This window comes from Pseudonocardia sp. Ae150A_Ps1 (genome assembly GCF_001932315.1).
Classification (GTDB): Bacteria; Actinomycetota; Actinomycetes; order Mycobacteriales; family Pseudonocardiaceae; genus Pseudonocardia.
In genome coordinates this window covers 2033508-2056936 of record NZ_MCIJ01000001.1, presented here as the reverse complement: position 1 = coordinate 2056936, position 23429 = coordinate 2033508, and the positions used below count along the sequence as shown (strand labels likewise).

Here is a 23429-nt window from a genome sequence, read left to right as displayed (position 1 = left end):
AATCCCCGGAGCGGCACCGGCGTTGCGCCCGACATGACGACTGCTGCTGCCGACGGCCGTGCCCGCGTCGACGTCTGGTTCGACCCGCTGTGTCCCTGGGCCTGGCTGACCTCCCGGTGGGTGCTCGAGGTGGAGAAGGTCCGCGAGGTAGACGTGACCTGGCACGTGATGAGCCTCGCGGTGCTCAACGAGGGCCGTGACCTCCCCGAGAAGTACCGCGACCTGATGGACCGCGCGTGGGGCCCGGTCCGGGTCTGCATCGCCGCCGCCGAGGCGCACGGGCCGGAGATCCTCGGTCCGCTCTACACCGCGATGGGCGAGCGGATCCACAACCAGCAGAACAAGGACTTCGACGACGTGATCGCCGGGGCCCTCAAGGAGCTGGACCTGCCCGGGGCGCTGGCCGACGCCGCGCACTCGACCGAGTGGGACGAGAAGCTGAAGGTCAGCCACCACGAGGGCATGGACCCGGTGGGGCTGGACGTCGGTACCCCGACCATCCACGTCGACGGCGTCGCGTTCTTCGGGCCCGTCATCTCCCGGGTGCCGAAGGGCGAGGACGCCGGACGGCTGTTCGACGGCGCCCGGCTGATGGCGGAGAACCCGCACTTCTTCGAGCTGAAGCGGACCCGCACCGAGGACCCGTCGTTCGACTACTGAGCGAATGGTGAGCCTGCCCTTGCCCCGCGTGTGAGGATCAGGGCATGAGCGAGACGACGCTGTCCCACGTCATCGGCGGCACCTCCCGCGAGTCCGCGGGCACCGACCGGATCGAGGTGGTGGACCCGGCGACCGGGGCGCCCGTCGGGTCGGTGCCCGCCGGGACCGCCGCCGACGTCGACGCCGCGGTCGCGGCCGCCCGTGCCGCGTTCCCGGGATGGTCGGAGACGCCGGTCGGGCAGCGCGCGGCCGTGGTGAAGGCGATCTCCGCCGGGCTGAAGGAGCGGGCGGGCGAGATCGCCGACACGATCACCGCCGAGATGGGCTCGCCGATCACCTTCTCGCAGAAGGTGCAGGTCGCGATGCCGATCGGGTCGTCGGCGACGGTCGCGGGGCTGGCCGACGGCTTCGCCTGGACCGAGGAGATCGGCAACTCGCTGGTCGTCCGGGAGCCGATCGGCGTGGTCGGCGCGATCACGCCGTGGAACTACCCGCTGCACCAGATCGTCGCGAAGGTCGCGCCCGCGCTGCTGGCCGGGAACACGGTCGTCCTGAAGCCGACCGAGGTCGCGCCGCTGACCGCGCAGATACTCGCCGAGGTCGCGGCGGCGGCCGGGCTGCCCGCGGGCGCGTTCAACGTCGTGCACGGCACCGGGCCCGTCGTCGGCGAGGCGATCGCGGCGCACCCGGACGTCGACATGGTGTCCTTCACCGGCTCCACCCGGGCCGGCAAGCGGGTCTCGGTGGTCGCCGCCGACACCGTCAAGCGGGTCGCGCTGGAGCTGGGCGGTAAGTCGGCGAACGTGGTCCTCGAGGACGCCGACCTGGCCAGGGCGGTCAAGGTGGGCCTCGGCAACGCCTGGATCAACGGCGGCCAGACCTGCACCGCGTGGACCCGGATGCTCGTGCCCGCCTCGAAGCAGGAGGAGATCGTCGCCCAGCTCGTCGCGGCGGCGGAGAAGTACAGCGTCGGCGACCCGACCGACCCGTCGACCCGGATCGGTCCGATGTCGTCGGCGGCCCAGCAGGAGCGGGTGCGCGGCTACGTCGAGCGCGGTGTCGCCGACGGTGCCCGGGTCGTCTTCGGCGGCCCGGGGCCGGTTGAGGGCCTCGACGGCGGTGCCTACGTCCGCCCGACGATCTTCGCCGACGTCGAGCCGGACGCCGTCATCGCGCAGGAGGAGATCTTCGGCCCGGTGCTGTCGGTGATCCCCTACGCCGACGAGGAGCAGGCCGTCGAGATCGCCAACAGCACCGTCTACGGCCTGGCCGGGGCGGTGTTCGGCGAGCAGGAGCACGCGATGGCCGTCGCGCGCCGGCTGCGGACGGGACAGGTGGACGTGAACGGCGGCGCCTTCAACATCCAGGCGCCGTTCGGCGGGTACAAGCAGTCCGGCAACGGCCGGGAGCTGGGCCGGTACGGGCTGGAGGAGTTCCTGGAGACCAAGTCGATCCAGCAGTAGGTCCTGTGGCGGACGGCCCCGCCCCGCCGGGCCCGGCGGGTGCGATCGCGAACGTCCGGGCCGCTTCGGCCGTGGCCGGGGCGCCGGACGTACAGGGTGCCCCGCCGTGGACACCTGGAACTCACGACGGTCGGCCCCGGTACTCGGCAGTGTTCTCGGCGGTGTGGTCGGCACTGTGCTCGTGCTCGCCGGGACACACCTGGCCGTCGCCGCGGCGGTCACACCGGCGGGGCCCGGCGCCGACCGTGTCGCCCGCACGGCGCTGAGCCCGTACCGCGACGGCGCGTTCACGGTCCGCGCGGCGGCCGTCGACCGGCGGGTCGGCGTCGCGAGCGCCGAGGACGGGTCCTACGTGCTGGGCCACACGCCCGCCGGGGGCGACGTCGTCCTCGACCTGAACCTCCTCGCCGGTGACACGGCCCGGCCGTGGTGGGTGGAGCCCGCCACCGGCCGGACGCTGGAGCTGGCCGTGCTCGCGAGCGTCGGCGTCGCCCGGTTCCCCGTGCCCGACGGCGGCGGACGGGAGTGGGTGCTGGTCGTCGACGACGCCGCGGCCGGGTACGGCGCCCCCGACGCGGACGCCGTCGCCGACACCGTCGCCGGGACGGCCGGGGAGACGGCGCGTCCGGCCCCGGGTTCCGGCGATCCGGCCTCCGGCGATCCGGCCTCCGGCGATCCGGCCTCCGGCGAGACGGGTTCCGGCGACCCGGACCGTGCCGGGGACGCCCCCACCTCCGGCACCGACCCCGAGCACCGCCGCTTCCCGGGCGACCCGGCCCCCGCGAAGCCCGAGCCGCCCGCGAAGCCCGGACCGGCCGCGAAGCCCGAACCGGTCACGACGCAGCAGCCGGACACCCCGGACGCCGCCGTCTGGGACCGCCTCAGCCGGTGCGAGTCCTCCGGCGACTGGCAGATCTCGACCGGCAACGGCTACTACGGCGGCCTCCAGTTCGACAAGGGCACCTGGAGCGACTTCGGCGGCACCCGGTACGCCCCTACCGCGGACGGCGCGTCCCGCGAGCAGCAGATCGAGATCGCCACGAAGGTCCGGGACGCCCGCGGCGGTTACGGATCGTGGCCGGCATGCGCACGCAGGCTCGACCTGCCGAGGTGACGGTCTCCACTCCGGAGTGGCCGCCGGACGCTGGATGCGCCGACGGTCGACGCGTAGTCTCGAACGTCCCCCGCCCGGTCGTCCGGACTCGGTGCCCTGCTGGCGTCGGCTCCGGCCCGATTCCCTACCCTTGGACCCCATGAGCTCGCCCACCCCCGAGGCCCACCGGATCGGGAATCGCTACCGGCTCGACGAGCGGGTCGGCGCCGGTGCGATGGGTGCCGTGTGGCGTGGCACGGACGAGTTGCTGAACCGCACGGTCGCCGTCAAGGAGCTTCTCGCGGCCGCCCTGCCGTCGCCCGACCAGCTCGAGGAGTCGCGGCAGCGGATCCTGCGCGAGGGCCGGATCGGCGCCCGTCTGCAGCACGCGCACGTGATCAGCATGTTCGACGTCGTCGTGCACGACGACCGTCCGTGGCTGGTCATGGAGTACCTCCCGTCCCGTTCGCTGGCCGCCGTGCTCGCCGAGAAGGGGCCGATCCCGCCGCGGGAGGCCGCCGCGATCGGCCGCCAGGTCGCCGACGGCCTGGCCGCCGCGCACACCGCGGGTGTCGTACACCGTGACATCAAGCCGGGCAACGTCCTGATCGCCGAGGACGGCCGGGCCAAGATCACCGACTTCGGCGTGTCCCGCGCGGTCGACGACGTCCAGCTCACCCGGACCGGCGTGATCGCCGGCACACCGGCGTTCCTCGCGCCCGAGGTCGCACGCGGCCAGGAGCCGACCGCCGCGTCCGACGTCTTCGCGCTCGGCGCCATGCTCTACGCCTCGGTCGAGGGCGAGCCCCCGTTCGGTCTGGACGACAACGCCTACGCGCTGCTCCACAAGGTCGCGACCGGCGCGATCACCCCGCCGTCCGAGGCCGGTCCGGTCACGGCGCTGCTCATGCGCCTGCTCGCCAACGACCCGGCCGAGCGGCCCAGCGCCGCGCAGGCGCGCGAGGCCCTCGGGCGGATCGCCGCGGGCCGGTCGATCGCCGGGCTGGCGACGCCGTCGTCCGCGACGGCCACGATGGACAGCCACGACGCCGGCGACCACGCGGGCGAGTTCGCCGAGGCGCAGGGCGGCGGCACCGTCGTCGACTCCCCGGCCGTGCCGGCCCCGCAGGTCATCCCGGGCGGCGGCAACGGCGGCCGCAAGCGCGGTGCCGCCGCGGCCTCCGGTGGGAACGGCGGGCGCGCCCGGCTCCCGGTCGTGCTGGCCGTCGTCGCCGCGCTGCTCGTCGTCGGCGGGGGTGTGGCCTTCGGGGTCTACAGCAACCAGTCGCAGCAGCAGGTTCCTCCGGTGGCGGCCCCGACGAGCGAGGCGCCGCCGCCTGCCGCGCCGACCACCACCCCGGCACCGACGACGACTCCCGGCCCGACCACCGGCAGCGGCGAGGTGCAGGACCCGGTCTCGTTCGTCCAGAACTACTACCGGATGCTGCCCGAGAACATCGACGGTGCGTTCGCGCGGCTCAGCCCGCAGGCGCAGGCACAGTCGCAGGGCATCGACGGGTTCCGCGAGTTCTACAGCGGGATGCGCACCGTCTACGCCGAGAACCTGCGCAACGCGGGCCCGAACACCGTCACCGCGACCGTGGTGTTCATGCGGGCCGACGGCAGCACGACCCGGGAGAACTACCGGTTCGTCGTCGGCACCGACGACCAGGGCCAGGAGATCATGCAGTCGTTCAGCTCGGCCTGATCCGGTCACGCTCCGCCACCCCGGTCACCCAGGACACGATTCGGGCGGTCAGCCGCGCACGGGTGTGCCGGTCGTGCACCTCGTGACCCTCGTCCGGGATGCGGATCAGCTCGACCGGGGCTCCGCGGGCGTCCAGCGCGTCGTGGACGGCGACGGCCTGCCCGATCGGGACGTTGCCGTCCTGCTCGCCGTGCACGACCAGCAGCGGCACGCCGATCCGGTCGGTCTCGCGCAGCGGTGAGATCGTCTCCAGCAGCGGCGCGTCGGTGCGCGGGTCGCCGTACTCGGTGACGGCGGGCCCGGCGATCCACGGCTCGGTGTCGGCGTAGAAGGCGACCATGTCGGACATCCCGCACACGTCGACCCCGCCCGCGAACAGGTCGGGATACCGGGTGAGCGCCGCGAGGGTCAGGAACCCGCCGTAGGACCGCCCGCCGACGACGATCCGGTCCGGGCCGACGTCCGGCACCCCCGCGAGCAGCCGGGTCGCCGCCCGCACGTCACCGACCGACGACGGCCGCAGCTCGCCGTCGTCCAGCCGGGCGAACGCCCGGCCCCGCCCGGAGGACCCCCGGACGTTCGGGGTCAGGACGGTGACGCCCGCGGCGACGAGTGCGTGCAGCAGCGGTGCCCAGCCGGGCCGCTCCTCGGACTCCGGGCCGCCGTGCAGCCAGACGAACCCGGTGCCGTTCGGAGCGACGGGCCGGTGCAGCCACCCGGCGATCCGCAGCCCGTCCTCGGCCGGGAACAGCACGCGCTCGGGCCGCGGCGGCACCGGCGGGACCGGTGCGCCGCCGATCAGTGCGGTCGCGTGCCCGCCACCCACCGGCATCCGGACGACGTGCGGCGGGATCCCGGGGCCGTGCCCCGCGACCAGGAGCTCCGCGCCGTCGCGGCCGAACGAGACCGTGGTGACGACGTCGCACGGCGCGACCAGACGCTGCGGCCGTCCACCCCGCAGGTCGGCGATCTCCAGCTCGCTGCGCCCGCCGGCGTTCCACACCAGCGCGGCCCGCGCACCGGACCGGTCCAGCGCGACGACGTCGAGATCGGCTCCGGGCCGGACGGCGACCGGCCGGGCGGGGGCGATCCGGTGGTCGGCGGCCGGGCCGAGCGCGACGGCGAGCAGGGCGGAGTGCTCCCGGTCGGCGTCGGTGTGCACCCACAGCGTGCCCGGCGCGCTGCCGAAGCGGGCGGTGGCGGTGAGCGCCCCGCCGGGGCCGCCGATCAGCCGGTCGCGCGCACCGGTCCGCAGGTCCACCAGGTCCAGGCCCCGCTCGCCGCGGCGCCCGGTGCGGAGCACGACCCGACGGCCGTCGGCGGAGATCGCCTGGACGGTGGCGGCCTGCCCGGTCCCGAGCACGACCGAGGATCCGTCACGGACGTCGACGAGGCAGGCGGTGCCGGTGCCGTAGTCGTCGGAGCCGGGGTCGCCGGTGTCGGTGAGGATGGTGACGCCCAGCCAGCGTCCGGTGGGAGCCCAGGCGCCGAGCGTGACCGCCGTCGCCGCCGGGGCGATCTCGACCGGCGGGCCGCCGTCGGGATCGAGCAGCGCGACCCGGGTGCGGTCGCTCCCGGACGGGGCGATCTCGACGGCGATCCGGCCGCCGTCCGGCGACCACGCCAGGGTCGTGACGTCGGGGTGCTCGCCGTCGGCGACGAGGACGGTGCTCCCGGCGGGATCGACCGGGCCGTGTTCGGGGAGCGGCGCGATGTGCACCCGTGGGCGGCCGGACAGGTCGGAGATCCAGGCGATCCGGGTGCCGTCCGGCGAGACCACGGGGGAGTGGTGCCCGGCGGCGGCCGCCGCGGGCTCGGCAGCGGGGACCGCCGGTCCGGTCGTCGGTTCCGTGCGCACCGTGTCCACCGGTGATCACCCCCTTCCTGCATCACATCCCATCGGCCGGCCGTCGCCGCAGACCGGAACGTACCCGGTCGCGGCGCGGGAGTCAGGCCATGATCCAGGTGTCCTTCGCGCCCCCGCCCCGGGACGAGTTGACGATCATCCCGCCCGGTGGGGCGACCCGGGACAGCGCCGACGGCAGGACGTCGATCTCGGGCGTCGCGCCGCGGCCGGAGGACTGGACGGCGAACACCCGGAGATCGACGGCCTGCGGCTGCAGGAGACCGTCGGTGAAGGTCGGGTGCGTCGAGATCCGCACCATGTCCTGGGCCACCCAGGACGCCGGGTGCGCGCGGATCTCGGCGGCCACCCGGTCCAGCTCGTCCGGCGTCGCGTGCGGGCCGATCACGATGCCCGCACCGCCGTAGCCGTCGACCGGCTTGAGGACGAGCTCGCCGAGCCGGTCGAGCACCTCGTCCCGGGCGACCGGGTCGGCGCAGGGCAAGGTCGGGACCGAGGCGAGCACCGGCTCCTCGCCCAGGTAGTAGCGGATCATGGCGGGCACGTAGGCGTAGACGAGCTTGTCGTCGGCGACGCCGTTGCCGGGCGCGTTGCGCAGCGTGGTCCGACCGCGGGCCATCGACGCGAGCAGCGCCCGCCCGATCGGTCGGTGGTCGGCGCCGCGGGCCGTCGCGAGCCCGGTCTCGTCCATCCGCCGGTACAGCGTGGTCAGCCGGCGACGGCGCCCGCCGCCCACCAGGAACACCGCGCCGTCGGTGACCTGCAGCCGCGACGGGGTGACCAGCGGGATCTCGAGGGCCTCGGCGAGCAGCCGGTGCTCGAAGAACGCCGGGTCGGACTCGCCCGCGGTGAGCAGCGCGGTCTCACCGTCCGGGTCCGACGGGTCGTCCACGAGAGCGGTACGCAGCCGGGCGGGGACGTCGTCGAGCCCCAGCACCTCCGACGGTGACTCCAGGTCCGGCAGCACGCTGCGGATCAGGCGCCTGCTCATCATCGAGAAGCCGATCCCGGACGGGACGCGCAGGTTGTCCTCGAGCACGACCCAGCCGTCGTCGGAGTCGCGGACCAGGTCGATCCCGGCGACGGCGATCCGCACCGCGTCCGGCGGGACGAGCGTGCCCGACCGCGTCCGGCCGGGCGCCCCGTCGACGACGGCGGCCGGCACGATCCGGTCGCGGACGATCTCGCGCCGGCCGTAGACGTCGCGGACGAAGTGCTCCAGCCCCCGGACCCGCTGGGCGAGCCCGGCCGACAGGTGCGCCCAGTCGTCCGCGGCCACGATCCGCGGGACGAGGTCCAGCGGGAACAGCCGCTCGCCGTCGTCACCGGGCACGACGCCGGGGACCGGGAAGGTGACGCCGCGTGCGCGCTGCTCGGTCCGCAGCGCGGACTCGGCGGCGGTGAGCCCGCGGGTGCCGAGCCGCTCGAGGGAGCGGAACAGCCAGCCGTACGCCGGGCGGATCGTCAGGTCGTCGTCGACGGCCTCGTCGTGCCGGGGCGGGACGTAGCCGGACAGCAGGTCCGCCGCGACCGGGACGGTCACCGGGAGGGTGCCGGGCACCTCCTCGCCCTGGGTGCGGGCGAGGAGATCGTCGACGACGTCGACCAGCGACCCGCGGTGGCCGAACGCCCTGCGCTGCGCGGCCGCACCCGAGCCGCGGGCCAGCACGGCCTCGGCGAGCTCCTCGACCTGCTCGGCGTCGCCGGTGTCCTCGAGCCACGGCCGCAGCTCGGCGACCAGCGTGCGCAGCTGCACCGCGGGCGGGGAGAGGACCGGTGCCGCGGGCTCGGACACGTCGACGAGGTCGCCCTCCAGGCCGGAGCGGGCGGCCCGCCACCCGGCGGCCCGCAGCAGCTCGTGCCGGACCCGGGGGAGCGGTCGTCCGGCCTCGGTGTCGGCGCGCGCCCGGGCGACCAGCGCCCGGAACAGGCCGGCGACCAGGACGACGTCGTCGACCTCCGGGCAGGCGTCGCAGACCCGGAGCTCGACGGTCGGCAGGTGCGCGCTGGGCCGGACGTCGAAGTAGAGCATCCCGGCGTCGCTGATCGTCCCGGACGTGATCAGCTCGTCGATCATCGCGTCGTACTCGGCGGCGGTGGTGACGTCGCCGGGCGGCCCGGCGGTGGGCCAGCGCTGCCAGATCATGCTGCGGTAGCTGGCGTAGCCGGTGTCGTGGCCGCGCCAGTACGGCGAGCTGGCGGTGATCGCGAGCAGGGCGGGGAGGGCGGGCGCGACCCGGCGGGAGACCTGCACCGCGGTGTCCCGGTCGGGGACGTCGGCGTGCACCTGCACCCCGCAGATGTGCTGCTCGCGGACGAGCATCTGGTACTCGTGCTGCATCCGCTCGTACCGGGCGCCCGCGGAGACGTCGTCGCCGGACAGGTCGGCCAGCGGGACGGTCCCCGCCGCGACCACGCCCAGCCCGAGCGGCTCGGCGGCCTCCCGGAGCCGGGCCCGCAGCCGTCGCACGTGCCGGCGCAGGTCGTCGAGCGACTCCGTCGCCGGGGTGTTCGTCTCGACCAGCGAGCGTTGCAGCTCGGGGAAGAACTCGGCGCCGTCCAGATGTTCCAGCAGCCGGTCCGCGTCGGGTGCGGCCCGGCGGTCGGCCAGGCCGACCACGTGGAACTCCTCCTCGACCCCCACCAGCGACACGTCCCCCACGGCGGTGACGCTAGGTCGCCGCTGTTACCGGCAGGTGTCGGGAGATGATCGGCAGGCTGCGATCGCCCGTCCGCTGCGCCGATCGGAGCAGTGATGCTGAGCTGTACGGACCAGTTCCCAGCAGGTGCCCTCGGTACCTTCCGTCGATGGTCACCCGTACCGGCCGGCACCGCCGCCGCGCCGATGGCGCGCCCACCGGCACCGGCCAGCGTGCGCTCGTCGCGGTCGTCCAGGTGCTCGGGCTGGCGGTGTGGTTCTCGGCGTCGGCCGTCCTGCCCGAGTTGCGTGCGGAGTGGGGGATCGGGACGACGGCCGGGGTCTGGCTCACCTGCTCGGTGCAGCTCGGGTTCGCGGCGGGCGCGGTGGTGTCGTCCGTGCTGACGCTGGCGGACCGGGTCCGGCCGGAACGCCTGCTGGCCGGTGGCGCCGCGGCCGCGGCCGGCTGCACCCTGCTGCTCGCCGCCGTCGCCGACGGACCACTGCTCGCGCTGGTGCTGCGCGCCGCGACCGGGATGTGCCTGGCGCTGGTCTACCCGGTCGGCATGAAGATCATGACGTCCTGGTCGGGGCCGGAACGCCGCGCCCGCGATCTCGGTGTGCTGGTCGGCGCGCTCACGGTCGGGTCGGCGCTGCCGCACCTCATCGGCGGCGTGCCGGCGTTGCCGTGGCGTGCGGTGCTCGCCGGGGCGACGCTCTGCGGGCTCGTCGCCGCGGCGCTCGCCTGGTGCCTCGTGCGCCCCGGCCCCGCGCACGCCCCGGCGCCGCCGCCGGACCCGCGCTACGCCGTCCGGATGCTCCGCGAACGCGGGCCCCGGCTCGTGGTGCTGGGCTATCTGGGCCACATGTGGGAGCTGTACGCGATGTGGACCTGGCTGGGCGCGGCGCTCGCGTCCGGCGACCCCGGCCCCGGCGAGCACCTGCTGGTCTTCGTCGCGACCGGGCTGGGCGGCGCCGCCGGCTGCGTCCTGGGCGGCCGGGCCGCCGACCGCTGGGGCCGGGTCCCGGTGATCGCGACGGCACTGGTCGCGAGCGGGCTCTGCTGCCTGCTGTCGCCGCTGCTCCTCGGCGCCGCACCGGTCGCGGTCGCGGTGTTCTGCGTGCTGTGGGGCGCGGCCGCCGTCGCCGACTCCGCCGTGCTGACGACGGCGACGATCGAGGTCGCCGACCCCCGCTACCCGGGCACCGCGCTCACCGTCCAGACGGCGCTCGGGTTCCTGCTGACCGTCGGCGGGATCGCGACCGTGCCGGTGCTGGCCGGGGCCGTGGGCTGGCAGGCGTCGCTGGCGGTACTCGCGCTCGGGCCGGTGCTGGGGCTGCCGGCGGTGCTGGCGCTGCGGGGGAGCCTGAAGGCCACGCCGCCCGCCGCGCCGCCCGCCGAGCCCTGGACCCGGCCGCTGCCGCTCGGGCCGGGCGGTCCGCCGGCCGACGACCGCCCGACTACCGAGCTGTACCGGCTCCGGCGAGTGGCGGGCGTGTCCGCGGACCCGTCGGGATTCGCCGGGGACGTGGCGCGGGCGCTGCCGGGCGGACGGTCGGATCCTGCGCAGATGGTCCCGCCGCGACCTGCGGAGCCGGACGAGGCGCGACCGGCGTCGCAGGGGCGCCGCAGCCGCACCCGGGGCGGAGCGCCCTGAGGTCGAGGTCGCGCGGCGGGTCCTGCCGAGCCGTGGGGATCCGCGCGATGGGCGGCACGAGCTCGCGCACGCCGCCGGAGGCGGGTGGGGTGTCGTGGAATCGCTTCCTCGGGCAGCGATTCCACAGCGCCACCTCCCTGCGCGAGAGGGACGCCCCCTCGTGGTGGCCACGCTTCCGGAGAAATCGCTGCCTGAGGAAGCGACTTCGTAGAAGACCCCGCTCCGGTGGCGGCTCCGGCGTGCTCGGCGGCCCGTCCCGAGGGTCCCGAGGGTCGCGCCTCCGGGCGCCGGCGATCACCGACCCGGCCCCGTGGCCCCACCGTCCGCGGCCCCACCGTCCGCCGCCCCAGCGCCCGCCGCCGCTGCCGCTCCTGCTGCCGCTCCTGCTGCCGCTCCTGCTCCCGCTGCCGCTCCCGCCGCCGCTCCCGCCGCCGCGAGAAGGCCCGCGTGCTGGGTCGCGGCCTCGCCCGGGCTCATCGGGTCCCCGTGCCCGGGCACGTAGGTCGCTGCGTCGCGGGCCAGCAGGAGCGCCAGGGCGTCCGGCCACCGGGACGGGTACGCGTCCGGCCCCACCGACGGCGGCGCGCCGTTCTCCAGCAGGTCCCCGGCGAAGAGCACCCGGGCGTCCGGCACGTGCACGGCCAGGTCGTGACCGGTGTGCGCGGGTCCGGGGTGGACCAGCTCGACCACGCGTCCGCCCAGGTCCACGGGGTGCGACGAGCCCGGGCGCGGGCAGACCGGGACGTCCGGGAGGACCGGAACGGTGGCGGCGAGGGCGTCGGCGGTGCGGTCGTCCCCGGCGTCGCGGTGGTGCCGCACCCACTCCGCACGCTGCGCGGCCGCGGTCACGGCGAGCGCCGCCGCGCACCCGGCCTGGGCGTACACCGGCACGCCGGGGAACGCCGACGTGCCGAAGCAGTGGTCGAAGTGCGCGTGCGTGATCGCGACGACCGGCGGCAGCGTCGTCACCGTGCGGACGGCGGCGGCGAGTTCGGCGCCCTGGACGTCGTCACCGCGGGTGTCGACCACCAGTGCGCGGTCCGCGCCGAGGACGAGCCCGGTGGTCAGGTCCAGCCCGTCGTGCCGGCGCGCGAACACGCCGTCGGCGAGTTCGAGCCACCGTCCGTCCACGGGCGTCGATCGTGCCCTCACACCGCGATCGCCGTCGACCGGCCGCGGTCGTCGGTGCCGGGCCCGAGGAGCTCCGCCGTCCCCCGGGCGACCCGCTCGGCGGTCCAGGCGCAGACGAGGGCGTCGAGGACGTCGTCGAGCCGGGCCGCGGACGGGAGGTCGCCGAGCAGCAGCGCCGGGTCGACCCACCCGGACAGCGCCGCGATGCGCTGCCCGGCCCCGCGTGCGGTCTTCTTCGACGCGAAACCGGTGCCGGGCGCGAGGGTCCGGAACGACAGCTCCGGGTGCGCCTCGACGACCGGCGCGGGCAGCGCGACGTCCTGGAACTCGCGGATCTTCGGCACGATGTTCCACGCCTGCACGCTGATCTTCCGTCCGGTGGCGCGTTGCGCGGCCGCGCAGGCGTCGGCGTACGACCCGGCGGCGAGGACCGTCGCGGGCGGGGTCGGGAAGAGCGACGCCCGAGCCGTCCCGAGCCGTGCGGAGGCCTCGACCTCGGCCGGTCGCCGCGTCCCGCCGGACGGCAGGGCGAGCGGGATGTCGATCCCGACGGCGTCGCACCCGGCGGTCGCCCGGAGCACGGCGGCCGCGTCCGGGACGACCGACCAGCTCACCCGGCGTGCCCGCCCGGTCCCGGACAGCACGCACACGACCCAGCCCGTGGGGACCCCGTCCACCCCTCCGATCCGCATGAGGGATGATCCTGCCCCGTGCGCGTCTACCTGGGCAGTGACCACGCCGGTTTCGAGGTCAAGGGCAAGCTCGTCGAGTACCTGACCGAGCAGGGTGTCGAGGCGGTCGACGTCGGGGCCCCGACGTTCGACGCCCTCGACGACTACCCCGCCTGGTGCATCGAGACGGCCCGCCGGGTCGTCGCCGACGAGGGCTCCCTCGGCATCGTGCTCGGTGGTTCCGGCAACGGCGAGCAGATCGCCGCCAACAAGGTGAAGGGCATCCGGGCCGCGCTGGCCTGGAACGAGGACACCGCGAAGCTCGCCCGCGAGCACAACGACGCCCAGGTCATCGGCGTCGGTGCGCGCCAGCACCCGTTCCCCGAGGTCGTCGCGATCGTCGACGCCTTCCTCGCGACCCCGTTCTCCGGCGACGAGCGCCACCAGCGCCGGATCGACCAGATGCTCGGCTACGAGGAGACCGGCGAGATCGACCTGCCCGGCTGATGCCCGAGGGGCACACGCTGCACCGGCTGGCGAAGCGGCACCGGTCGCTGTTCGTTCGCAGGCCGGTGCGGGTCTCCAGCCCGCAGGGGCGGTTCGAGGGCTCCGCGGCGCTGCTCGACGGGCAGGTGATGACCGGCGCCGAGGCGCACGGCAAGCACCTGTTCCACCGCTACGGGCGGGACCGGGTCGTGCACGTCCACCTCGGGTTGTACGGGACGTTCACCGAGTCCGAGCTGCCCGCGCCGGAGCCGGTCGGGCAGCTGCGGATGCGGCTCGTCGGCGAGTCGCACTACGCCGACCTGCGCGGCCCGACCGCGTGCGAGCTGATCACCTCGGCGGAGGCGCGGGCGGTGCGGGCCCGCCTGGGCGCCGATCCGCTGCGCCGGGACGCCGACCCGGACCGGGTCTGGGAGCGGGTCTCCCGGTCGCGCAGCCCGCTGGCGACGCTGCTGATGGACCAGGCCGTCCTCGCGGGCGTCGGGAACGTCTACCGGGCCGAGCTGCTGTTCCGGCACGGGCTCGACCCGCAGCTCCCCGGCCGGGGGCTGGACCGCGCGACCTGGGACGCCATGTGGCCCGATCTCGTCGCCCTGATGCGTGACGGCGTGCGGGTGGGCCGGATCGACACGGTGCGCCCCGAGCACGATCCGCGGCGCCGGGGCGAGCCCGGCCGCAAGGACCGGCACGGCGGCGAGGTGTACGTCTACCGCCGGGCCGGCCTGCCGTGCCTGGTGTGTGGCACGGAGGTCCGGCACTCCGAGCACGCGGCGCGGAACCTGTTCTGGTGTCCCACGTGCCAGCCGGATCACCGTTAGGGTCCGGTGTCGTGGTGGAGCACAAGCCGATCGACTGCTGGATGACCGACATGGACGGCGTCCTCGTCCGCGAGGGCAGCATCGTCCCCGGGGCCGACGCGTTGCTGTCCCGGCTGCGGGAGAAGGACGTCCCGTTCCTCGTCCTGACGAACAACAGCATCCACACGGCCCGGGACCTGCGGTACCGGTTGCAGGCCACCGGCCTGGACGTGCCGGAGGAGTCGATCTGGACCTCGGCGCTGGCGACCGCGGCGTTCCTCCACGAGCAGCGCCCGCGCGGCAGCGCCTACGTCATCGGTGAGGCCGGGCTGACGACCGCACTGCACGACGTCGGCTACGTCATCACCGACCGCAACCCCGACTACGTCGTGCTCGGGGAGACCCGCACGTACAGCTTCTCCTCGATCGCCACCGCGATGCGCCTGGTCGAGAAGGGCTCGCGGTTCGTCGCCACCAACCCGGACGCGACCGGGCCGTCGCCGGAGGGCATCCTGCCCGCCACCGGTTCGGTCGCCGCCATGATCTCGAAGGCGACCGGCGTGGAGCCGTACTTCGTCGGCAAGCCGAACCCGCTGATGATGCGGGCGGCGCTCAACCGGCTCGGCGCGCACTCGGAGTCCACGGTCATGATCGGCGACCGGATGGACACCGACATCCTCGCCGGGCTGGAGGCCGGGATGCGCACGGTCCTGGTGCTCTCCGGCATCACCAAGGAGTCCGAGATCGACCGGTTCCCGTTCCGGCCGAACCGGGTCGTGCCCTCGGTCGCGGACCTCGTCGACGACGTGTAGCCCTGATCGTCAGTCTGGGACGGACGTATGAGAGCACCGGCAGCGGTCAGCGACGGCGACCCGGCCCGGTCGCGGCGATCCGCACCTCCTCCTCGATCGCCCGGGCGAGCCGCGCCGTGAACGCCGCCGGCTCGTCGGCGGCGTCGGGGTGTTCCGGCACGATCCGGTCGACCGCACCGGCGTCGGCGAGGTCCGTGGCGCGCACCTGCTGCGCCGCCACGACCTCGGCGGCCCGGTCGGGTGTCCCGTGCACGATCGCGCTCGCGCCCTCCGGCGGCAACGGGGTCAGCCAGGCGTGCCCGGCCGCGATCCGGCGCCGCGCCCCGAACAGCGCCAGCGCCGCGCCGCCCGATCCCTGCCCGGCGAGCACCGACACACTCGGCACCGGCAGGTCCGCGAGCTCGGCCAGGCAGCGCGCGATCTCACCGGCCAGTGCACCGTTCTCGGCGTCGGCGCTCAGCTCGCCGCCGCCGGTGTCGACGACGGTGACGAGCGGGAGCCGTAGCTCGCGGGCCAGCGCGAAGCCGCGCCGGGCGACCCGCAGGTCGGCGGGCCCCGGTGGCCGCTCGGCCGCGCGGTCCTGACCGACGAGGACGCACGGCGTGCTCCCGATCCGGGCCAGGCACAGCACGGTCGCGGCCGCGGTCTCGCCGGCGCCGGTGCCGTGCAGCGGGACGACGTCGCCCGCCTCGCGGTCCAGCAGCTCGCGCACCCCGGGCCGGTCCGGCCGCCGGGTGGCGGTGATCGACGCCCAGGCGTCCGGTGCGGGGCCGCCGTGCGGCTCCGGGGACGGGGGTGCGGCCGGGGCGACCGTCGGCCGCCGCTCGACGACGGCGAGCAGCGCGTCCAGCAGCCGGGCGAGCCCGTCGGCCCCGGTGACGGCGTCGACGATCCCGCGCGCGGCCAGGTTCTCGGACCGCTGCACGTCCGGGGGGAAGTCCGTGCCGTGCAGCGCCCGGTACACCTTCGGGCCGAGGAAGCCGACCAGCGCCCCCGGCTCGGCGGTCGTGACGGTGCCGAGCGACCCCCAGGACGCGAACGCCCCGCCGGTCGCCGGGTGCCGCAGGTGGACGACGACCGGCAGCCCGGCCCGGCGGTGCGCGGCGACCCGGTCCGCGATCGTGATCATCTCGAGGAACGCGGGCGTCCCCTCCTGCATCCGGGTGCCACCGGAGGCCGGGGAGAGCAGCAGCGGCAGGCGCTCGTCGGTGGCCCGCTCGACGGCCGCGACGAGCCGCCGGGCCGCGGTGGACCCGACCGAACCGGCGAGGAAGCCGAACTCGCTGACGGCGACGGCCAGCCGCCGTCCTCCGACCCGTCCCTCGCCGCTGGCCAGCGACTCGTCGGTCCCGGCCGCGTCGCGGGCGGCGGCGAGCTCGCGGCGGTAGCGGGCGTCCGCACCGGCGGGCGGCGTGGCGGGCGCGTCCCACGACCGGAACGACCCGGCGTCGAGGACGGTCGCGAGCAGCTGCGCCGAGCCGGGGACGGCCCGGGCCGGGGCGCTCACCGCGGGCCGCCCGCGAGCTCGGCACGGACCGCGTCGCCGTGCTGGTCGAGCACCGGGGCGGCGGCGTGCCCGGAGGGGGAGGTCTCGTCGCCGTCCGGTCCGAAGAACCGCAGCGGCGGGCCGGGCACGGTCAGGGCCCCCAGCGACGCGTGCTCGACCTCCATCAGCAGGCCCTGGCTGCGGGTCTGCTCCCAGGCGTAGACCTCGTCGATCGAGCGGATCCGCCCGGCCGGGACACCGGCCCTGGCCAGCCGGGCGAGCGTCGCGTCCGCGGTGTCGCCGGCGAACGCGTCCTCGACGGTCGTCCGCACCAGGTCGGGGTGCCCGACCCGCTCGGGGTTGGTGCTCATGCCCTCCGCGTCGGGATCGAGACCGAACTCCGCGCACAGCCGGTGCCACAGACCCTCCGACCCGCAGGACAGCTGCACGGCGCCCTCGCCGCAGCGGAACATCCCGTACGGCGAGATCGACGGGTGGTGGTTGCCGCGGGCCTGCCCGGCGGTCCCGGCGACCGTCCAGGCGGTGCCCTGGAACCCGTGCACCCCGACGACGGCCGACAGCAGCGAGGAGCGCACGACCTGCCCGGCGCTGGTGGACTCCCGTTCGTGCAGCGCCGCGAGCACCCCGTACGCGCCGTACATGCCGGCGAGGATGTCGGCGATCGGGACGCCGACGCGCTGCGGGTCGTCCGGGCCGGAGCCGGTGACCGACATGAGCCCGGCCTCGCCCTGCGCGATCTGGTCGTAGCCGGAGCGGTGCGCCTCCGGCCCGTCGTGCCCGAACCCGGTGATCGACAGGACGACCAGGCGCGGGTTGAGCGCGAACAGCTCGTCGGTGCCGAAGCCCAGCCGGTCCAGCACACCGACCCGGAAGTTCTCGACCAGCACGTCGGCCCGGCGGACCAGCTCGCGCAGGGCGTCGCGGCCGTCGTCGGACTTGAGGTCCGGCGCGACGGACTCCTTGTTCCGGTTCGCGGACAGGAAGTAGGTCGACTCCCGCGCGCCCTCCGCGCCGACGAACGGTGGCCCCCAGCCGCGGGTGTCGTCCCCGGCGACCGGGTTCTCGATCTTGATGACCCGGGCGCCGAGGTCGCCCAGCATCATCGTGGCGTGCGGTCCGGCGAGTGCCCGGCTGAGGTCGACGACCAGGACGTCGTGCAGCGGGCCGGTGGCGGGGCGGGCCATTGGGGTGCTCCTTCCGAGCGGGACGGCGGTTCAGGCGGCGGGCAGGACGAGCAGTGCCCAGCTGACGAGCGGGGCGAGCACGACCAGGGACATCCCCCAGGTCATGAGGCCGCGGAAGACCGTGTCGCGGCGCTCCTCCGCGGAGTTGGCGACGACGAGCGCGCCGTTGGTGGAGAACGGGCTGGAGTCGACGACCGACGACGAGATCGCCAGCGCCGCGATCAGCCCGGTCGCCGACACCTGACCGGCGGCCAGGAACGGCACGGCCAGCGGGATGAGCGCCCCGAGGATGCCGGTGGTGGAGGCGAACGCCGACACGACGGCGCCGATGAGACAGATCAGCAGCGCGGCGAGCAGCGGGGCGCCGATCCCGGCGACGCCGGCGCCGAGCCGGTCGATCGTGCCGGTGCGCTCGAGCAGCGCGACGTAGGTGACGATCCCGCCGATCAGCAGGACGGTGCTCCAGCTGACCTCGTGCACGGCCCCCGCGCTGGTCCGTGGGAAGGCGAGGGTGAGCAGCACCGCGACGGTCACCGTCACGAACCCGACGTCCAGGTCGAGCACCAGCGAGCCGAGGATCAGCCCGAGCAGCCCGGTCAGGGTGGCAACGCCCTCGCGGCCCAGCCGCGGCGCGGTGTCGGCGGCCGGCTCGGTGGTGGCGGTCGCGGCCGCGGCGCGGGTCGGCCCGCTCCCGGCGAGTGTGTGCGGCGGGACCGGCCGGTGGGTGGCGGCCCGGGACGCGGAAACGGCCTCGCCGCCGAGCTCGTCGAGGTCGGTGCTGCCGGCGCCGCGGGCCAGCCGCAGGCCGCCGAGGACCAGGAAGGCCAGCACGCCGAGCACGGCGTTGAACCCGAACGTCGCGAGGAAGAGCACGGTCGGGTCGGCGGCGATCCCGTTGCGGGCGACGACGCCGTTGACGATCCCGCCGAAGATCCCGATCGGCGAGAAGCTCCCGGCCGAGGCGCCCTGCACGACCATGACGCCCATCAGCATCGGCGAGATCCGGTGCCGGTGCGCGAACCCGAGCGCGACCGGCGCGATGATCGCGACGGCGGCCGGTGACGCGGCGCCCGCGGCGGTGACGGCCGCGCAGACGACGAACATCACCCAGGGGATCAGCGCGGTGCGGCCGCCGACCAGCCGGACCGCGCGGGCGACCAGCCAGTCGACGGTGCCGTTCCGTTTCGCGATCGCGAACAGGTAGGTGACCCCGACCAGGATCACGAACAGGTCCCCGGGGAACCCGGCGAGCAGCTCGTCGGTGGACTCGCCGACGACGAACGTGCCGACGACGAACGCGGCGACCAGGGCGACCGCGCCCATGTTGACCGGTCGCAGGGTGGCGACCAGGAAGACGCCCACGAGGACGAGCAGGGCGACGAGATCCGGTGGCATCGCGGGAACCTCCAGGTCGGCGGTGACCTCGGCGGGATGTGGTGGACGGAGCGGACGGCCAGGTGGCGCAGGAGAGCAGTGGAACAGTGGAGCAGTGGACTGGTCACTGGCCCAGTGGACTATCCACCTCCGGTAGGGTGCTGTCAACCACGAACGGAGGTGGCCCGTGATCCGGGAGTCCGCACGGTCACTGCAGCCGCTGGCCCGCCCGCGCCTGTACGAGCAGCTCGTCGAGCGGCTCCTCGACCACATGACCGAGCAGGGGCTCGGCCCCGGCGACCGGCTCCCGGCCGAGCGCGAGCTGGCCGGGCTGCTCGGGGTGTCGCGGGCGTCGGTGGTGCAGGCACTCGTCGCGCTGGAGGTCCAGGGCGTGATCGACGTCCGGCACGGCGACGGCGCGGTGATCCGCGAGGTGCCCGCCGACCGGCAGGTGCTGCACGCGCTGCGGGCCCGCCGGCACCGGCTGCGCGAGGTGATCGAGGCGCGTCAGGCGCTCGAGGTGCGGATCGCGGCGCTCGCCGCCCGGCGCCGCACCGACGCCGACCTCGCCCGGATCGACGAGGCGGTGGCGGCGATGGCCGCCGACGTCGACGGCGGCGGCCGCGGCGTGCGCGGTGACGAGCAGTTCCACGCCGCGGTCACGACGGCGGCGCACTCCGGGCTGCTCGGCACGCTGATGGGCGAGATCTCCGAGCTGATCCGCGAGTCGCGGATCGAGTCGCTCAGCCAGCCCGGCCGCCCGGCCGAGTCGCTCGCCGCGCACCGGCTGGTGGTCGAGGCGATCCGCGCGCAGGACGCCGACGCCGCGGCCCGGACGATGGCCGAGCACATCGACGCCGTCTCCGACGTGGCGCTGCTGCAGGACCCGGACTGACCCGGGCCGGGCCGCTCAGACCCGGAACCCCAGCGCGGACCGCTCGCCGCGGCGCAGCGCGGCCACGTGCTCGTCGACGGTGGTCAGCCCGTGCAGCTCCTCGCCGCGCCGCATCGCCGCGACCAGCGCCGTCTCCGCCCGCTCGATCTCCTCGGCCGTGTCCACGATCCCCGCGAGCCGGTCGGGCGGGGCGACGAGCAGGCCGTCGTCGTCGCCGCACACGACGTCGCCGGGGGCCACGACGATCCCGCCGAACGCGACCGGCTCGTCGACGGTGCCCGGGTCCTGCACCGACCCGGACGCCGGGCAGGTCCCGCGGGCGAACACCGGCAGGCCGATCGCGCGCAGGCCGCGGACGTCGCGCACCAGCCCGTCGACGACGATCCCGGCCAGCCCGCGCCGCCGCGCCTCGGTGGCGAACAGCTCGCCGACCACCGCGCGGGTGCCGCCGGCCCCGGCGACGACCAGCACCGATCCCTCGGCGGCGGCCCGCAGCGCGGCGAACATCGGCAGGTGGTCGTCCACGCAGCTCACGGTGACGGCCGGGCCGGCCAGGGAGGTCCCGGGCAGGAGGGCGTGGATCGCCGGGTCCACCACGGGCAGCGACTTGTCGGCGTCGCACAGCGAGGACACCTGCAGCGCGCGGAGCCGGTCCAGGAGCTCGGTCATGATCGCCATCATCGCGCACCTACCCCGCGAGCGGGCTGCTCCGCGCCGCGGCGAGCTCCGAGCGGTGGACCTTCCCGGCGTCGTCGCGCAGCGGATGGTCGACGAGCTCGTACCCGCGCGGGTTCTTGGCGCGGCCGAGCCGCTGCGCGCAGTGCTCCCGCAGCCGGTCCTCCAGGCCGGGACGGGCCCCGGCCGCAGGCTGGACGATCGCGTGCACGATCCGGCCGTAGTCGTCGTCGGGCAGCCCGACGACGACGGCGTCCCGCACGTCCGGGTGCGCGACGAGCGCCGCCTCCACCTCGGCCGGGTACACGTTGGCGCCCCCGACGAGGATCATGTCCGAGCGCCGGTCGGCGAGGTACAGGTAGCCGTCGGCGTCGAGGGCCCCCATGTCGCCCAGCGACTCCCAGCCGTCCCGCTCGCGCGGGGTCGCACCGAGGTAGTGGTACGTCGGCGTCCCGCCGGAGCGCATCCAGATCTCGCCCGTCGCGCCGGGGCCGAGCTCGCGGCCGTCGTCGTCGCAGACCTTCATCTCGCCACGGGTGACCCGCCCGACGGAGCCGGGGTGCGCCAGCCACTCGCGGCCGTCGATCAGGGTGCCGGCCTGCGACTCGGTGCCGGAGTAGAGCTCGATCACGGTCTCCGGGCCGACCCGCTCCAGCCAGCCGCGCTTGACCTCCGGCGGGCAGGGCGCGCCCACGTGCAGCACGGTGCGCAGGCTGCCGAGGTCGGCGTCGTCCCAGTGCTCCGGCGGCAGGCGCAGCATCCGGCCCATCATCGTCGGGACGACGTAGAGCCAGGTCACGCCGTGCTCGCCGACCAGCTCCAGGGTGCGGGCCGCGTCGAACCGCTGCATCAGCACGACGTGGTGGCCCTGCAGCAACGCCATCAGCGCGAACATGTAGGGCGCGTTGTGGTGCAGCGGCGCGGTGCAGAGCATGACGCCGTCGCGGTCGATCCGCAGGCCGTCGACCCGGGCCAGCGCCTGCTCGACGCAAGCTGCCTGACCGGCGACGATCAGCTTCGGCCGCCCGGTCGAGCCGCCCGAGGTCGGCGCCTTCCAGGACGGCCCGACGACGTCGGGCAGCGGGCCGTCGTCGTGGCCGTCGCCGGTGATCCCGGACGCCGCGTCGACGACGAGCGCGGGCCGCCCGACCGCGAGCACCGCGTCGCGCTCGGCGTCGGGCAGCGCCGCGGACAGCGGCTGGGGCACCGCGCCGAGCTTCCACGCCGCGACCGAGCACTCCAGGTGCCGCACGGTGTTCGGCAGCGCGATCGACACCAGGTCGCCGCGGGTGACGCCGCGCTCGGCGAAGGCGCGGGCCAGCCGGTTCGTGCGGGCGTCGAACTCCGACCGGGTCAGCACCGTGTCGCCGTCGGAGGCCAGCGGCGCGTCCGGCGCGGCGGCGACGAGCTCGCGCAGCCGGGCGGCCAGCGGCGTCGACCCGGCGGCGATCACGGGTTCGGGGAACAGCGGTGTCACGACGTCCTCTCCGTGGTGGTGGTGACGCCCGCGGGCACCTCGTCCGGGACCGGCCCGCGGGCCAGCACGAAGCGCGCGGCGAACAGCGAGACCAGCACGATGACCAGCGAGTACACGACGACCGGCACGATCGACCCGGTCACGGCGAGCAGCGACTGCCCGATCAGCGGTGCGGTCCCGCCGAACAGGGTCCCGGCGAGCGCGTAGGACAGCGAGATCGCGGTGTAGCGCATCCGCGCCGGGAACGCCTCGGCCAGCATCCCGGCCAGGATCGCGTAGTACATGGTGTGCGGCAGGGGCGCGAGGGCCATGCCGAGCGCGGCGAGCGCGAAGTTCCCGGTGGAGATCAGCGCGAACATCAGCGGGAACAGCGGGAGCTCGATCAGCAGCAGCACGGTCACGACCTTGCGCGGGTTCCACCAGGTCGCCATGAACGCACCGAGCGGCTGCGTGCAGAACTGCACGAACGAGCTGATCAGCACGACGTTGAGGAACACCTGACGGTCGAACCCGAGGTCGTTGACGGCCCACGCCAGCGCGAACGTGTTCTTGAAGTAGGCGGCCGCGGCGACCAGCGCGCACGCCCCGACGGCGACGACGACCATCCCGGCCCGCTCCCGGAACAGGTCGGCGAGCGGGAACCGCGACGTCCGCCCGGTGGAGCGCAGCGCGACGAGCTCCGGGCTCTCCTCGATCCGCAGCCGGATCACCAGCCCGACGACGACCAGCGCCGCCGACACCAGGAACGGCACCCGCCAGCCCCAGGACAGGAACGCCTCCTCCGGCAGCATCGCGGCCAGCGCGAACGACCCGGTGGCGAGCATCTGCCCGGCCGGGCTGCCCTGCTGGGCGAACGCCCCGTAGAGGATCCGTTTGCCCTTCGACGCGTGCTCCGAGGCGATCAGCACCGCCCCGCCCCACTCGCCGCCGACGGCGAGGTCCTGCACCAGCCGGGCCACGACGAGCAGCACCGGCGCCATCACGCCGATCGAGGCGTAGGTCGGGAGCAGGCCGATCGCGAGGGTCGAGACGCCCATCAGCAGCAACGTCGCCACCAGCGCGTTCTTGCGGCCGAGCCGGTCACCGAGGTGGCCGAAGACGATCCCGCCGATCGGCCGCGCGAGGAAGCCGACCCAGAACGTCGCGAACGACGCCAGCACCCCGGCGGCCGGGGAGGCGTTCGGGAAGAACAGCGGTCCGAGCACCAGCGCCGCGGCGGTGCCGTAGATGTAGAAGTCGTACCACTCGATGGTCGTACCGACGAACGAGGCGATCCCCGCCTTCCGGCGCATGGCCGGTGTGCTCGTGCTCATCGCGT

General features: G+C 75.3%; 18 protein-coding genes and 2 pseudogenes. 10 read left to right on the top strand and 10 right to left on the bottom strand.

The window, feature by feature from the left end:
- The first annotated feature begins 33 nt into the window (after nt 1-33).
- The 5 genes and pseudogenes from Ae150APs1_RS09385 to Ae150APs1_RS09370 all read left to right on the top strand — a co-directional run bounded on the left by Ae150APs1_RS09385 (nt 34) and on the right by Ae150APs1_RS09370 (nt 4924).
- Nucleotides 34-660 (top strand): disulfide bond formation protein DsbA, encoded by a 627-nt coding sequence (locus Ae150APs1_RS09385; protein WP_075296986.1) that lies wholly within the window; start codon nt 34-36, stop codon nt 658-660.
- 44 nt (nt 661-704) lie between these two features.
- Complete coding sequence (locus Ae150APs1_RS09380; protein ID WP_075296985.1) at nt 705-2123, top strand: aldehyde dehydrogenase family protein; 1419 nt, start codon at nt 705-707, stop codon at nt 2121-2123.
- 106 nt (nt 2124-2229) lie between these two features.
- Nucleotides 2230-2655 (top strand): annotated as a pseudogene (locus tag Ae150APs1_RS34275) (putative collagen-binding domain-containing protein); the annotation flags it as partial.
- Between the two features lie 306 nt (nt 2656-2961).
- Nucleotides 2962-3237, top strand: a pseudogene (locus tag Ae150APs1_RS33465) (transglycosylase family protein); the annotation flags it as partial.
- Nucleotides 3238-3376: 139 nt separating this feature from the next.
- Entirely contained in the window at nt 3377-4924 is a 1548-nt protein-coding gene (locus tag Ae150APs1_RS09370) for a serine/threonine-protein kinase (protein ID WP_075296983.1), read from the top strand.
- On the opposite strand, the gene Ae150APs1_RS09365 is transcribed toward Ae150APs1_RS09370, so the two are convergent.
- Both Ae150APs1_RS09365 and Ae150APs1_RS09360 read right to left on the bottom strand, forming a co-directional pair.
- Nucleotides 4911-6782 (bottom strand): prolyl oligopeptidase family serine peptidase, encoded by a 1872-nt coding sequence (locus tag Ae150APs1_RS09365; protein WP_170918067.1) that lies wholly within the window; start codon nt 6780-6782, stop codon nt 4911-4913. The two genes, Ae150APs1_RS09370 and Ae150APs1_RS09365, sit on opposite strands and share 14 nt — an antisense overlap.
- 91 nt (nt 6783-6873) lie before the next feature.
- Nucleotides 6874-9450 carry a carboxylate--amine ligase/circularly permuted type 2 ATP-grasp protein gene (locus Ae150APs1_RS09360; protein WP_075296981.1) on the bottom strand — a complete coding sequence of 859 codons (2577 nt, stop codon included), beginning with the start codon at nt 9448-9450 and terminating at the stop codon, nt 6874-6876.
- Between the two features lie 146 nt (nt 9451-9596).
- On the opposite strand from Ae150APs1_RS09360, the gene Ae150APs1_RS09355 reads away from it, so the two are divergent.
- Nucleotides 9597-11084, top strand: coding sequence for an MFS transporter (locus Ae150APs1_RS09355; RefSeq protein ID WP_075296980.1), 1488 nt, complete (start codon nt 9597-9599; stop codon nt 11082-11084).
- A 294-nt stretch (nt 11085-11378) separates the two neighbouring features.
- Here Ae150APs1_RS09355 and Ae150APs1_RS09350 read toward each other — a convergent pair whose 3' ends face one another.
- A complete protein-coding gene (locus tag Ae150APs1_RS09350) occupies nt 11379-12215 on the bottom strand; it encodes an MBL fold metallo-hydrolase (protein WP_075296979.1) in 837 nt (278 codons plus the stop codon).
- Between the two features lie 17 nt (nt 12216-12232).
- Nucleotides 12233-12907 (bottom strand): DUF429 domain-containing protein, encoded by a 675-nt coding sequence (locus Ae150APs1_RS09345; protein WP_075296978.1) that lies wholly within the window; start codon nt 12905-12907, stop codon nt 12233-12235.
- Between the two features lie 18 nt (nt 12908-12925).
- On the opposite strand from Ae150APs1_RS09345, the gene Ae150APs1_RS09340 reads away from it, so the two are divergent.
- Genes Ae150APs1_RS09340 through Ae150APs1_RS09330 form a run of 3 tightly spaced genes read left to right on the top strand, consistent with a single transcriptional unit; the run spans nt 12926 to nt 14999 of the window.
- Nucleotides 12926-13393, top strand: coding sequence for a ribose-5-phosphate isomerase (locus Ae150APs1_RS09340; RefSeq protein WP_010225435.1), 468 nt, complete (start codon nt 12926-12928; stop codon nt 13391-13393).
- Nucleotides 13393-14208: a DNA-formamidopyrimidine glycosylase family protein gene (locus Ae150APs1_RS09335; protein ID WP_010225437.1), complete on the top strand. Its 816-nt coding sequence runs from the start codon at nt 13393-13395 to the stop codon at nt 14206-14208. The genes Ae150APs1_RS09340 and Ae150APs1_RS09335 overlap by 1 nt, the downstream gene beginning before the upstream one ends.
- 50 nt (nt 14209-14258) lie before the next feature.
- Nucleotides 14259-14999 carry an HAD-IIA family hydrolase gene (locus Ae150APs1_RS09330; RefSeq protein ID WP_212567296.1) on the top strand — a complete coding sequence of 247 codons (741 nt, stop codon included), beginning with the start codon at nt 14259-14261 and terminating at the stop codon, nt 14997-14999.
- Nucleotides 15000-15045: 46 nt separating this feature from the next.
- Here the strand turns inward: Ae150APs1_RS09330 and Ae150APs1_RS09325 are convergent, their stop codons facing one another.
- The 3 genes from Ae150APs1_RS09325 to Ae150APs1_RS09315 are packed head-to-tail and all read right to left on the bottom strand — an operon-like array spanning nt 15046 to nt 19085.
- Nucleotides 15046-16506, bottom strand: coding sequence for a carboxyl transferase domain-containing protein (locus Ae150APs1_RS09325; protein ID WP_075296976.1), 1461 nt, complete (start codon nt 16504-16506; stop codon nt 15046-15048).
- Nucleotides 16503-17690, bottom strand: a complete 1188-nt coding sequence (locus Ae150APs1_RS09320) for a CoA transferase (RefSeq protein ID WP_075296975.1) — start codon at nt 17688-17690, stop codon at nt 16503-16505. Before Ae150APs1_RS09320 ends, Ae150APs1_RS09325 begins: the two co-directional genes overlap by 4 nt.
- Nucleotides 17691-17720: 30 nt before the next feature.
- A complete protein-coding gene (locus Ae150APs1_RS09315; protein ID WP_075296973.1) occupies nt 17721-19085 on the bottom strand; it encodes an SLC13 family permease in 1365 nt (454 codons plus the stop codon).
- 166 nt (nt 19086-19251) lie between these two features.
- Here Ae150APs1_RS09315 and Ae150APs1_RS09310 point away from each other — a divergent pair, with 166 nt between their 5' ends.
- Nucleotides 19252-19959, top strand: coding sequence for an FCD domain-containing protein (locus Ae150APs1_RS09310; RefSeq protein WP_083680034.1), 708 nt, complete (start codon nt 19252-19254; stop codon nt 19957-19959).
- A 15-nt stretch (nt 19960-19974) separates the two neighbouring features.
- Here the strand turns inward: Ae150APs1_RS09310 and Ae150APs1_RS09305 are convergent, their stop codons facing one another.
- From Ae150APs1_RS09305 to Ae150APs1_RS09295, 3 genes are read right to left on the bottom strand one after another with little or no spacing between them, the layout of a single operon-like run.
- Entirely contained in the window at nt 19975-20628 is a 654-nt protein-coding gene (locus Ae150APs1_RS09305) for an RraA family protein (RefSeq protein WP_249266277.1), read from the bottom strand.
- 19 nt (nt 20629-20647) lie between these two features.
- Nucleotides 20648-22111 (bottom strand): AMP-binding protein, encoded by a 1464-nt coding sequence (locus Ae150APs1_RS09300; RefSeq protein ID WP_083680033.1) that lies wholly within the window; start codon nt 22109-22111, stop codon nt 20648-20650.
- Complete coding sequence (locus Ae150APs1_RS09295) at nt 22108-23424, bottom strand: MFS transporter (RefSeq protein WP_075296969.1); 1317 nt, start codon at nt 23422-23424, stop codon at nt 22108-22110. The genes Ae150APs1_RS09300 and Ae150APs1_RS09295 overlap by 4 nt, the downstream gene beginning before the upstream one ends.
- Nucleotides 23425-23429: the final 5 nt, after the last annotated feature.

Bases quoted from the DNA above. Each gene is read 5' to 3' on its own strand.
- Ae150APs1_RS09385 (WP_075296986.1), top strand. From the start codon at position 34: ATGACGACTGCTGCTGCCGACGGCCGTGCCCGCGTCGACGTCTGGTTC.
- Ae150APs1_RS09370 (WP_075296983.1), top strand. From the start codon at position 3,377: ATGAGCTCGCCCACCCCCGAGGCCCACCGGATCGGGAATCGCTACCGG.
- Ae150APs1_RS09335 (WP_010225437.1), top strand. From the start codon at position 13,393: ATGCCCGAGGGGCACACGCTGCACCGGCTGGCGAAGCGGCACCGGTCG.
- Ae150APs1_RS09330 (WP_212567296.1), top strand. From the start codon at position 14,259: ATGGACGGCGTCCTCGTCCGCGAGGGCAGCATCGTCCCCGGGGCCGAC.
- Ae150APs1_RS09295 (WP_075296969.1), bottom strand. From the start codon at position 23,424: ATGAGCACGAGCACACCGGCCATGCGCCGGAAGGCGGGGATCGCCTCG.
- Ae150APs1_RS09320 (WP_075296975.1), bottom strand. From the start codon at position 17,690: ATGGCCCGCCCCGCCACCGGCCCGCTGCACGACGTCCTGGTCGTCGAC.
- Ae150APs1_RS09305 (WP_249266277.1), bottom strand. From the start codon at position 20,628: ATGACCGAGCTCCTGGACCGGCTCCGCGCGCTGCAGGTGTCCTCGCTG.
- Ae150APs1_RS09345 (WP_075296978.1), bottom strand. From the start codon at position 12,907: ATGCGGATCGGAGGGGTGGACGGGGTCCCCACGGGCTGGGTCGTGTGC.
- Ae150APs1_RS09380 (WP_075296985.1), top strand. From the start codon at position 705: ATGAGCGAGACGACGCTGTCCCACGTCATCGGCGGCACCTCCCGCGAG.
- Ae150APs1_RS09315 (WP_075296973.1), bottom strand. From the start codon at position 19,085: ATGCCACCGGATCTCGTCGCCCTGCTCGTCCTCGTGGGCGTCTTCCTG.
- Ae150APs1_RS09355 (WP_075296980.1), top strand. From the start codon at position 9,597: ATGGTCACCCGTACCGGCCGGCACCGCCGCCGCGCCGATGGCGCGCCC.